The 11,393-nt window shown below is 64.2% G+C and carries 4 protein-coding genes and 3 rRNA genes; 1 reads left to right on the top strand and 6 read right to left on the bottom strand.

All coding sequences use genetic code 11. From position 1 onward, the window contains the following. Positions 1 to 8 precede the first annotated feature (8 nt). The 4 genes from rrf to OG440_RS19760 all read right to left on the bottom strand — a co-directional run bounded on the left by rrf (position 9) and on the right by OG440_RS19760 (position 6,413). Positions 9 to 125 (bottom strand): 5S ribosomal RNA (gene rrf, locus OG440_RS19775). A gap of 91 nt (positions 126 to 216) precedes the next feature. Continuing rightward, positions 217 to 3,339 (bottom strand): 23S ribosomal RNA (locus tag OG440_RS19770). Positions 3,340 to 3,653: 314 nt separating this feature from the next. Continuing rightward, positions 3,654 to 5,178 (bottom strand): 16S ribosomal RNA (locus OG440_RS19765). The 16S, 23S and 5S rRNA genes sit together here, the layout of an rRNA operon. A 668-nt stretch (positions 5,179 to 5,846) precedes the next feature. Then, positions 5,847 to 6,413: a MarR family winged helix-turn-helix transcriptional regulator gene (locus OG440_RS19760; protein WP_020665696.1), complete on the bottom strand. Its 567-nt coding sequence runs from the start codon at positions 6,411 to 6,413 to the stop codon at positions 5,847 to 5,849. A 191-nt stretch (positions 6,414 to 6,604) separates the two neighbouring features. Between OG440_RS19760 and OG440_RS19755 the strand changes: the two genes are divergently transcribed. After that, the gene (locus OG440_RS19755; protein ID WP_406008125.1) at positions 6,605 to 7,864 is read left to right on the top strand and encodes an MFS transporter; all 1,260 of its coding nucleotides are present in this window, start codon (positions 6,605 to 6,607) and stop codon (positions 7,862 to 7,864) included. Between the two features lie 133 nt (positions 7,865 to 7,997). Here the strand turns inward: OG440_RS19755 and OG440_RS19750 are convergent, their stop codons facing one another. Next, entirely contained in the window at positions 7,998 to 9,650 is a 1,653-nt protein-coding gene (locus OG440_RS19750) for a SpoIIE family protein phosphatase (protein ID WP_406008124.1), read from the bottom strand. A 255-nt stretch (positions 9,651 to 9,905) separates the two neighbouring features. Next, positions 9,906 to 11,285: an NAD(P)/FAD-dependent oxidoreductase gene (locus tag OG440_RS19745; RefSeq protein WP_406008123.1), complete on the bottom strand. Its 1,380-nt coding sequence runs from the start codon at positions 11,283 to 11,285 to the stop codon at positions 9,906 to 9,908. Positions 11,286 to 11,393: the final 108 nt, after the last annotated feature.

Raw genomic sequence — 11,393 nt, 5'->3', positions numbered from 1 at the left:
TAATATTTGTTCGGCGGTGTCCTACTCTCCCACAGGGTCCCCCCTGCAGTACCATCGGCGCTGTAAGGCTTAGCTTCCGGGTTCGGAATGTAACCGGGCGTTTCCCTCACGCTATGACCACCGAAACACTGTGAAACACATGCAGCCGCACCACACCGTGACCATGGCATGGGGCTGTTCGTGGTTTCAGAACCAACACAGTGGACGCGAGCAACTGAGGACAAGCCCTCGGCCTATTAGTACCAGTCAGCTTCACCCATTACTGGGCTTCCACATCCGGCCTATCAACCCAGTCGTCTACTGGGAGCCTTAACCCCTCAAGGGGGTGGGAATACTCATCTCGAAGCAGGCTTCCCGCTTAGATGCTTTCAGCGGTTATCCCTCCCGAACGTAGCCAACCAGCCATGCCCTTGGCAGAACAACTGGCACACCAGAGGTTCGTCCGTCCCGGTCCTCTCGTACTAGGGACAGCCCTTCTCAATATTCCTGCGCGCGCAGCGGATAGGGACCGAACTGTCTCACGACGTTCTAAACCCAGCTCGCGTACCGCTTTAATGGGCGAACAGCCCAACCCTTGGGACCGACTCCAGCCCCAGGATGCGACGAGCCGACATCGAGGTGCCAAACCATCCCGTCGATATGGACTCTTGGGGAAGATCAGCCTGTTATCCCCGGGGTACCTTTTATCCGTTGAGCGACGGCGCTTCCACAAGCCACCGCCGGATCACTAGTCCCGACTTTCGTCCCTGCTCGACCCGTCGGTCTCACAGTCAAGCTCCCTTGTGCACTTACACTCAACACCTGATTGCCAACCAGGCTGAGGGAACCTTTGGGCGCCTCCGTTACTCTTTAGGAGGCAACCGCCCCAGTTAAACTACCCATCAGACACTGTCCCTGATCCGGATCACGGACCCAGGTTAGACATCCAGCACGACCAGAGTGGTATTTCAACGACGACTCCACAACCACTGGCGTGGCCGCTTCAAAGTCTCCCACCTATCCTACACAAGCCGAACCGAACACCAATATCAAACTGTAGTAAAGGTCCCGGGGTCTTTCCGTCCTGCTGCGCGAAACGAGCATCTTTACTCGTAGTGCAATTTCACCGGGCCTATGGTTGAGACAGTCGAGAAGTCGTTACGCCATTCGTGCAGGTCGGAACTTACCCGACAAGGAATTTCGCTACCTTAGGATGGTTATAGTTACCACCGCCGTTTACTGGCGCTTAAGTTCTCAGCTTCGCCACCCCGAAGAGTGACTAACCGGTCCCCTTAACGTTCCAGCACCGGGCAGGCGTCAGTCCGTATACATCGCCTTACGGCTTCGCACGGACCTGTGTTTTTAGTAAACAGTCGCTTCTCGCTGGTCTCTGCGGCCACCCCCAGCTCGAGGAGCAAGTCCTCTCACCAGTGATGGCCCCCCTTCTCCCGAAGTTACGGGGGCATTTTGCCGAGTTCCTTAACCATAGTTCACCCGAACGCCTCGGTATTCTCTACCTGACCACCTGAGTCGGTTTAGGGTACGGGCCGCCATGAAACTCGCTAGAGGCTTTTCTCGACAGCATAGGATCATCCACTTCGCCACAATCGGCTCGGCATCAGGTCTCAGACTATGTGAACGGCGGATTTGCCTACCGTTCGTCCTACACCCTTACCCCGGGACAACCACCGCCCGGGATGGACTACCTTCCTGCGTCACCCCATCACTCACCTACTGCAAGTCTGGTTCGTCGGCTCCACCACTTTCCTTTCCCCGAAGGGTCCGGAACGGCTTCACGGACTTAGCATCGCCTGGTTCGATGTTTGACGCTTCACAGCGGGTACCGGAATATCAACCGGTTATCCATCGACTACGCCTGTCGGCCTCGCCTTAGGTCCCGACTTACCCTGGGCAGATCAGCTTGACCCAGGAACCCTTAGTCAATCGGCGCACACGTTTCTCACGTGTGTATCGCTACTCATGCCTGCATTCTCACTCGTGAACCGTCCACAACTCGCTTCCGCGGCTGCTTCACCCGGCACACGACGCTCCCCTACCCATCCATACAGGCGTTGGCCCTATTGTATGAATGACACGACTTCGGCGGTACGCTTGAGCCCCGCTACATTGTCGGCGCGGAATCACTAGACCAGTGAGCTATTACGCACTCTTTCAAGGGTGGCTGCTTCTAAGCCAACCTCCTGGTTGTCTGTGCGACTCCACATCCTTTCCCACTTAGCGTACGCTTAGGGGCCTTAGTCGATGCTCTGGGCTGTTTCCCTCTCGACCATGGAGCTTATCCCCCACAGTCTCACTGCCGCGCTCTCACTTACCGGCATTCGGAGTTTGGCTAAGGTCAGTAACCCGGTAGGGCCCATCGCCTATCCAGTGCTCTACCTCCGGCAAGAAACACACGACGCTGCACCTAAATGCATTTCGGGGAGAACCAGCTATCACGGAGTTTGATTGGCCTTTCACCCCTAACCACAGGTCATCCCCCAGGTTTTCAACCCTGGTGGGTTCGGTCCTCCACGAAGTCTTACCTCCGCTTCAACCTGCCCATGGCTAGATCACTCCGCTTCGGGTCTTGAGCGTGCTACTGAAACGCCCTATTCGGACTCGCTTTCGCTACGGCTGCCCCACTCGGGTTAACCTCGCAACACACCGCAAACTCGCAGGCTCATTCTTCAAAAGGCACGCAGTCACGAGACGAAGAGCAAGCTCTCCGTCCGACGCTCCCACGGCTTGTAGGCACACGGTTTCAGGTACTATTTCACTCCGCTCCCGCGGTACTTTTCACCATTCCCTCACGGTACTATCCGCTATCGGTCACCAGGGAATATTTAGGCTTAGCGGGTGGTCCCGCCAGATTCACACGGGATTTCTCGGGCCCCGTGCTACTTGGGTGTCTCTCAAACGAGCCGTTGATGTTTCGACTACGGGGGTCTTACCCTCTACGCCGGACCTTTCGCATGTCCTTCGCCTACATCAACGGTTTCTGACTCGTCTCACAGCCGGCAGACTGTGAAAGAGAGATCCCACAACCCCGCACACGCAACCCCTGCCGGGTCTCACACGTATACGGTTTGGCCTCATCCGGTTTCGCTCGCCACTACTCCCGGAATCACGGTTGTTTTCTCTTCCTGCGGGTACTGAGATGTTTCACTTCCCCGCGTTCCCTCCACACTGCCTATGTGTTCAGCAGCGGGTGACAGCCCATGACGACTGCCGGGTTTCCCCATTCGGAAACCCCCGGATCAAAGCCTGGTTGACGACTCCCCGGGGACTATCGTGGCCTCCCACGTCCTTCATCGGTTCCTGGTGCCAAGGCATCCACCGTGCGCCCTTAAAAACTTGGCCACAGATGCTCGCGTCCACTGTGCAGTTCTCAAACAACGACCAGCCACCCATCACCCCGCCACACTCGGCGAGTTCACTGGGGCCGGCACTGAAGGCAGCCATACGGCCATACCCTCAGATACCCAACAGCGTGCCCGGCACCCTCGCCACTCATGATCATGCTTTCCACGCTCCGAAGAACAGTACTTGCAGCCCGAGATGACTGAGAATGCCGAATAATCAACGTTCCACCCATGAGCAACCAGCATCGGACGTACGCCGATGTACTGGCCTCTGACCTCACCCCGAAGGGATCGGTAAGAAGTGCTCCTTAGAAAGGAGGTGATCCAGCCGCACCTTCCGGTACGGCTACCTTGTTACGACTTCGTCCCAATCGCCAGTCCCACCTTCGACAGCTCCCTCCCACAAGGGGTTGGGCCACCGGCTTCGGGTGTTACCGACTTTCGTGACGTGACGGGCGGTGTGTACAAGGCCCGGGAACGTATTCACCGCAGCAATGCTGATCTGCGATTACTAGCAACTCCGACTTCATGGGGTCGAGTTGCAGACCCCAATCCGAACTGAGACCGGCTTTTTGAGATTCGCTCCACCTCACGGTTTCGCAGCTCTTTGTACCGGCCATTGTAGCACGTGTGCAGCCCAAGACATAAGGGGCATGATGACTTGACGTCGTCCCCACCTTCCTCCGAGTTGACCCCGGCAGTCTCCTGTGAGTCCCCATCACCCCGAAGGGCATGCTGGCAACACAGAACAAGGGTTGCGCTCGTTGCGGGACTTAACCCAACATCTCACGACACGAGCTGACGACAGCCATGCACCACCTGTACACCGACCACAAGGGGGCACTATCTCTAATGCTTTCCGGTGTATGTCAAGCCTTGGTAAGGTTCTTCGCGTTGCGTCGAATTAAGCCACATGCTCCGCTGCTTGTGCGGGCCCCCGTCAATTCCTTTGAGTTTTAGCCTTGCGGCCGTACTCCCCAGGCGGGGAACTTAATGCGTTAGCTGCGGCACCGACGACGTGGAATGTCGCCAACACCTAGTTCCCACCGTTTACGGCGTGGACTACCAGGGTATCTAATCCTGTTCGCTCCCCACGCTTTCGCTCCTCAGCGTCAGTAATGGCCCAGAGATCCGCCTTCGCCACCGGTGTTCCTCCTGATATCTGCGCATTTCACCGCTACACCAGGAATTCCGATCTCCCCTACCACACTCTAGTCTGCCCGTATCGAATGCAGACCCGGGGTTAAGCCCCGGGCTTTCACATCCGACGTGACAGACCGCCTACGAGCTCTTTACGCCCAATAATTCCGGACAACGCTTGCGCCCTACGTATTACCGCGGCTGCTGGCACGTAGTTAGCCGGCGCTTCTTCTGCAGGTACCGTCACTTTCGCTTCTTCCCTGCTGAAAGAGGTTTACAACCCGAAGGCCGTCATCCCTCACGCGGCGTCGCTGCATCAGGCTTTCGCCCATTGTGCAATATTCCCCACTGCTGCCTCCCGTAGGAGTCTGGGCCGTGTCTCAGTCCCAGTGTGGCCGGTCGCCCTCTCAGGCCGGCTACCCGTCGTCGCCTTGGTGAGCCATTACCTCACCAACAAGCTGATAGGCCGCGGGCTCATCCTTCACCGCCGGAGCTTTTAACCTCCACCCATGCGAGTGGAAGTGTTATCCGGTATTAGACCCCGTTTCCAGGGCTTGTCCCAGAGTGAAGGGCAGATTGCCCACGTGTTACTCACCCGTTCGCCACTAATCCCCACCGAAGTGGTTCATCGTTCGACTTGCATGTGTTAAGCACGCCGCCAGCGTTCGTCCTGAGCCAGGATCAAACTCTCCGTGAATGTTTTCCCGTAATCGGGACGACACCACGAGAGCGGAACAGCCAGGCGGAATAAGCCCGGCCGTTCACAGCGTCCTCGCTGTGTTTTGTTTCAAAGGAACCTCATCTCCGGCTATCACTGCCGGGGACGGGGTATCAACATATCTGGCGTTGATTTTTGGCACGCTGTTGAGTTCTCAAGGAACGGACGCTTCCTTTGTACTCACCCGAGAGACTCTCTCAGGCTTTCCTCCGGGCGCTTCCCTTCGGTCTTGCGTTTCCGACTCTATCAGATCTTTTTTCGACCCGATTTCCTCGGTGCTTTCCAGGTTTTCGCTTTCGCGTTTCCCTTTCCGGCGGTTCCGACTCTATCAGATCCTTTCGGGCCTGATTCCCAGTCAGAGGGGGCTTGTCTTCCCGGCTGTTGGGCCGTTCCGACGTCTCAAACCTTAGCGGATCCGCTCGGCAGTTCCTAATCGGGCTGCCGGCCCCAAATCGAATTGAATTCGGGCACGCCGAATTCGATCCCGTTGGGAGATCTTGCTGGTGGTTTGTGGTGCCGCTACTGCGGCGGAGGTGCTGTCGAAGAACCGTTACGGCTCCCCGGCAACCCGAAGAACTCTACGGACCCTGGAGGGGGGATGTCAACCACCCCTGTCAAGATCTTTTCGAGCGACCGGGATCGGCTGCTCAGTCGAGGTCGCTGAGGCGGCCGCCGGCGTCGGGCTGGGCGTGCTCCACCCTGCGCAGCAGTCTGGTCAGGACCTCGCCCAGAACCGTCCGCTCGTCCGCGGAGAGGTCCTGGAGGAGATCCTCCTCGAAGACCGTGGCCATGCGCATCGCCTCCAGCCACTTCTCGCGACCCTCGGGCGTCAGCTCGACGATCACGCGTACCCGGTTGGACTCGTCCCGCTCCCGGGTCACCAGTCCTTCGGCGAGCATGCGGTCGATGCGGTGGGTCATCGCGGCCGGTGTCAGGCCCAGGCGCTTGGCCAGATCGCTCGGCCCCAGGCGATACGGGGCGCCGGAGAGGACCAGGGCCTTGAGGACCTCCCACTCGGCGTTGCTGATGCCGAGGTCCGCGGTCTGGCGACCGTAGGCGACGTTCATCCGGCGGTTGAGGCGGGAGAGCGCCGAGACGATCTTCTCGACCTGGGGGTCGAGGTCCTGGAATTCGCGCTGATAGGCCGCGATCTGCTCTTCGAGGGTCGGCTCGCCGCCGCTGCCGGTGCCGACCGTGCCGGGGGTGTCGCCCATGCACGTAAGTATCGCACGTGGCTCGTTCGCATTGAAGTTCTTGGAGGTGTACAGTTTAGCTTCTAACTTTAGCTTCGAAGTCTTCGGTTCTAAGTACTGAGGCAGCGGAAGTACCCCGCTCTCCCTCTCCCCTTGGTGCCGACGACGACTACCTGAGAGAGGTGAACGTGACCAGGGCGAGGGGCGCAGCGATGCGCCGGATCCACGTGGGCAACGCACTCAGCGCGTTCGGACTGGGCTTCACGGTCCCCTACCTGTACGTCTATGTGGCGCAGGTGCGGGGGCTGGGTGGCATGACGGCGGGGCTCGTCCTCGCCGTCTTCGCCGTGGCCGCGTTGATCGTGCTGCCGTTCGCCGGTAGGGCGATCGTGCGACGCGGCCCGCTGCCGGTCCTGCTCGCCGCCCTGGTCACCGCCGCGCTGGGCGCGCTGAGCCTGGGGCTCGCCGGCAGCGCCACCGCCGTACTGCTCGCCGCGGCCGCGCTCGGTGCCGGGCAGGCGGTGATGCAGCCGGCGCTGGCGACGATGATCGTGGACTGCTCGACCGCGGAGACCCGGTCGCGGGCGTTCGCGACGCAGTTCTTCCTGCAGAACCTCGGGCTCGGGGTGGGTGGGCTGATCGGCGGGCATCTCGTCGACACCTCGCGCGTGTCCTCGTTCACCCTGCTGTTCGCCATCGAGGCGGCGATGTTCCTGCTGCTGGCCGGGGTGCTGTCGACCGTGCGTCTGCCGCATGCCCCGCGTGTCGAGGACGCCCCGAGGGCCATCGGGGGCAGTTGGAAGCAGTTGCTCGGCAACCGGGCCATGGTGCAGCTGAGTGTGCTGGGCTTCGTGTTGTTCTTCGCCTGCTACGGGCAGTTCGAGTCGGGGCTGAGCGCCTACGGCGTCGAGGCCGCCGGGATCTCGACGTCCGCGCTCGGGACCGCGCTCGCCGCCAACACCGCGATGATCGTGGTCGCGCAGTTCGCCGTGCTGAAGTTCGTCGAGCGGCAGAAGCGGTCCCGGGTGATCGCGGCCGTGGGGCTGGTCTGGGCTCTCGCGTGGGTCGTCGCCGGGTACGCCGGGCTCGGCCACGGCAGCCAGGAGATGGCTACGGCCGCGTTCGTGTCGACGTACGCGCTGTTCGGGCTGGGTGAGGCGATGCTGTCGCCGACGCTCGCGCCGCTGGTGGCCGATCTGGCGCCGGCCGGTCTGGTGGGGCAGTACAACTCGGCGTTCGCCCTGGTGAAGCAGCTCGCACTGGCTGTCGGGCCGGCGGTGGGCGGTCCGATGGGGGCCTCGCTGCACGCGCCGTACATCGTGACGTTCCTGCTGTTCTCGCTGGGGATCACCGGTCTGGCGCTGCGGCTGGGGCGGCAGCTGACCGCCGTCCAGGATCAGCCGTGGCTGATGCGGAAGCGCGTGGTCGCGCGAGGCGGCGCGGTGGCGGAGCCGGTGGCCGCCGAAGCGTGAGGCGGGTGGGAGAGGCGGTCGTCGTCCGGGAGGGCGGCGGCCGCCTTTCGTGTCGGCGGGGGCTGTGGTCCGTGGTCCGGCCGAGGCGTACCGCCTGCCGCCGCGCCGGGCCCCGCCGGTTGCCCGCCTGCTGTCACTCCGCGGGCTTCGGCAGGACGAACTCGCACCACACGGCCTTTCCACCGCCCGGGGTGCGGCGGCTGCCCCAGTGGGTGGCGATCGTGGCGACGATGGCGATGCCTCGGCCGGACTCGTCACCCGGTTCGGCGCGGCGGCGGCGCGGGAGATGGTCGTCGCCGTCGGTGACCTCGATGATCAGGCGGCGGTCGGTGCGGCGCAGCCGCAGTCGCATGGGCGGGGTGCCGTGCTGGAGGGAGTTGGCGACGAGTTCGCTGGCGGCGAGGACGCCGAGGTCGTGCAGGTCGGGCGGGAAGCGCCAGCTGGTCAGGACGCCGGAGGCGAAGGCACGCGCGCGTGGGGCCGCCTCGACGCCGCCGAGCAGCTCCAGGGCCGCGTTGCGGAACAGCTCGCCGGCGGGGCCGGTGCGGGCCGGCTGCTGGAGGACCAGGACGGCGACGTCGTCGTCGTGGTCGGCGGTGACGCCGGCCGAGCGGACGAGGCGGTCGCAGACGACCTGGGGGGTGCCGGTCGCGCCGGACAGGGCGCGTTCCAGGGACGCGATGCCTTCGTCGAGGTCTTCGTTCCTGCGTTCGACCAGGCCGTCCGTGTAGAGGACGGCCGTCGAGCCGGGACCGAGGGGGATCGAGCCGGAGGCGTGCATCCAGCCGCCGGTGCCCAGGGGCGGTCCGGTGGGTTCGTCGGCGCGCAGGACGGTGCCGCTGTCGTCGCGGACCAGGATGGGCAGGTGGCCCGCGGAGGCGTACACCAGTCGGCCCTCGTTGGGGTCGTGGATGGCGTACGCGCACGTGGCGATCTGGTTGGCGTCGATCTCCGTGGCGAGGCCGTCGAGGAGCTGGAGGATCTCGTGCGGGGGCAGGTCGAGGCGGGCGTAGGCCCGGACCGCCGTGCGGAGCTGGCCCATGACGGCTGCCGCTCGGACGCCTCGGCCCATGACGTCGCCGATGACGAGGGCGGTGCGGCCGCCGCCGAGGGTGATGACGTCGTACCAGTCGCCGCCGACCGCCGCTTCGGTGCCGCCGGGCTGGTAGGTGGCGGCGATGCGCAGGTCGTCGGGTTCTTCGAGCTCCTGGGGGAGCAGGGAGCGCTGGAGGGTGACGGCGGTCTCGCGCTGGCGGCGTTCGCTGGTTCTCAGGCGTTCGGCGGCCTCGGCGTGGTCGGTGACGTCGGTGGCGAAGATCAGGACCGTCCCCTTGCCGTTGTCCTCGGCGGCCGGGGTGCAGGTGAAGGTGTAGGAACGGCCGTCGGGGGCCTTGCGGGACTTCAGGGTGCGGGGCTTGCCGCTGCGCAGGGCCTGGTCGAGCAGGGGCATGAGGCCGAGGTCGCGGAGCTCGGGGAGCGCCTCGGCGGCGGGCCGGCCGCAGGAGCGGACGCCGAAGGCCGCCGCGTAGGCGTCGTTGACGTAGGCGAGACGGTGGTCGGGGCCGTGGACGAGGGCGACGAGGGCCGGAACGCGGTCGAGGACCTCACGGACCGGGAGTTCGTCGACGGCGGGCACCGGGGGCGGTTCGTCGGTGAGCCGTTCGGCGCGGGCCGCGGGTACGGAGCCTTCGCTCCGCCGGTCCGTGGTGGTGACCGGGTGCTCGGCTCGCGCGGCGGCGCGGCGCTGCGTTCCGGGGAGCCGGGCGCTCCAGCGCGTGAAGTTCACGAATCCTTGCCTCGTGTAGTCGTCGGCGGCCCGGCTCCGGGCCCGGCCTGGGCTGCGGGGCCGCGCGGCGGTGGCCGCACATTGTTACAGCACCGGGGGTGGAGCACGTGGAACGGCCTCGTGGGTCGGGGGGCGGGTGGTGGCCCGCCGGGAAGCTCGGGAGGGACTGGAGCAGGGAGCAGTCTGGCAGTGTGGCCGCCGTCCGGGCCGACATTCGTCAGACGTGGGGGCGGTCGGTGGAGTTCCTGGATCCGGTCAGGACGACCCCTTCGGGTCGCCGGAGGACTCGTCAGAAGGCTTTCCACCGGCAGCGAGTTCGAACTCAGCGCGGGGATGTTCGAGTGATCCGAGGGAGACGATCTCCCGTTTGAAGAGCCCGGAGAGGGTCCATTCGGCGAGCACGCGTGCCTTGCGGTTGAAGGTGGGCACGCGGCTGAGGTGGTACGCGCGGTGCATGAACCAGGCCGGGTAGCCCTTGAGCTTGCGTCCGTAGACGTGGGCGACGCCCTTGTGGAGGCCGAGCGAGGCGACCGAGCCGACGTACTTGTGGGAGTACGGGCGGAGGGGTTCGCCGTGCAGCGAGCGCACGATGTTGTCGGCGAGGGCTTTGGCCTGGCGGACGGCGTGCTGGGCGTTCGGCGCCGTCTCCTTGCCGGGCTCGTCGGCCGTCACGTCGGGAACGGCGGCGGCGTCCCCGGCCGCCCACGCGTGCGTGACGCCGTCGATGGTCAGCTCGGGGGTGCATTTCAGCCGACCTCGTGCGTTCAGCGGGAGGTCGGTGGCGGCGAGGAGCGGGTGGGGTTTCACGCCGGCGGTCCACACGACCGTACGGGTCGGGAAGCGGGCGCCGTCGCTGAGGACGGCGATCCGGTCGGCGCAGGACTCCAGGCGGGTGTCGAGGCGTACGTCGATGTTGCGACGGCGCAGCTCACTGACGGTGTAGCGGCCCATGTCGGCGCCCACCTCCGGCAGGATCCGGTCGGAGGCCTCGACCAGGATCCACTTCATGTCCTCGGGCTTGACGTTGTGGTAGTAGCGCGTGGTGTAGCGGGCCATGTCCTCCAGCTCGCCGAGCGCCTCCACGCCCGCGTAGCCGCCGCCGACGAAGACGTAGGTGAGGGCGGCGTCGCGGATCGCGGGGTCGCGCGTGGAGGAGGCGATGTCCATCTGTTCGATGACGTGGTTGCGCAGCCCGATGGCCTCTTCGACGGTCTTGAAGCCGATGGCGTGGTCGGCCAGGCCGGGGATCGGCAGCGTGCGGGAGACGGAACCGGGCGCGAGGACGAGTTCGTCGTACGTCAGCTGTCGGGGGCCGGTGCCCTCTTCGTCGGTGGCGAGGGTGGTGAGGGTGGCGCTGCGTTTGGCGTGGTCGACGGCGGTGACCTCGCCGACCACGACCCGGCAGTGCGGCAGGACGCGGCGCAGGGGCACGACGACGTGCCGGGGTGAGATGGAGCCCGCGGCGGCCTCGGGGAGGAAGGGCTGGTAGGTCATGTACGGGTCGGGTGTGACGACCGTGATCTCGGCCTCGCCCCGGCCGAGTTCCTGTTTCAGCTTCTGCTGGAGCCGCAGGGCCGTGTACATCCCGACGTAGCCGCCGCCGACAACGAGAATGCGCGCACGTTCCTTCACCATCCCATGACGCACCGGCCGCCGGAGTTTGTCCACAGCCCCGACAATTTGTGTGACCGCGAGTCGGGTGTGCGCAGGGTTGGCCGAAACACCGGAGTGCGTGGCAGAAGC

It is taken from the genome of Streptomyces sp. NBC_00637 (genome assembly GCF_045161545.1).
Classification (GTDB): domain Bacteria; phylum Actinomycetota; class Actinomycetes; order Streptomycetales; family Streptomycetaceae; genus Streptomyces.
Note: the sequence above shows the minus strand (reverse complement) of the source record. Positions and strands in the feature narration are given on the sequence as shown.

Bases quoted from the DNA above. Each gene is read 5' to 3' on its own strand.
- OG440_RS19760 (WP_020665696.1), bottom strand. From the start codon at position 6,413: ATGGGCGACACCCCCGGCACGGTCGGCACCGGCAGCGGCGGCGAGCCG.
- OG440_RS19745 (WP_406008123.1), bottom strand. From the start codon at position 11,285: ATGGTGAAGGAACGTGCGCGCATTCTCGTTGTCGGCGGCGGCTACGTC.
- OG440_RS19755 (WP_406008125.1), top strand. From the start codon at position 6,605: ATGCGCCGGATCCACGTGGGCAACGCACTCAGCGCGTTCGGACTGGGC.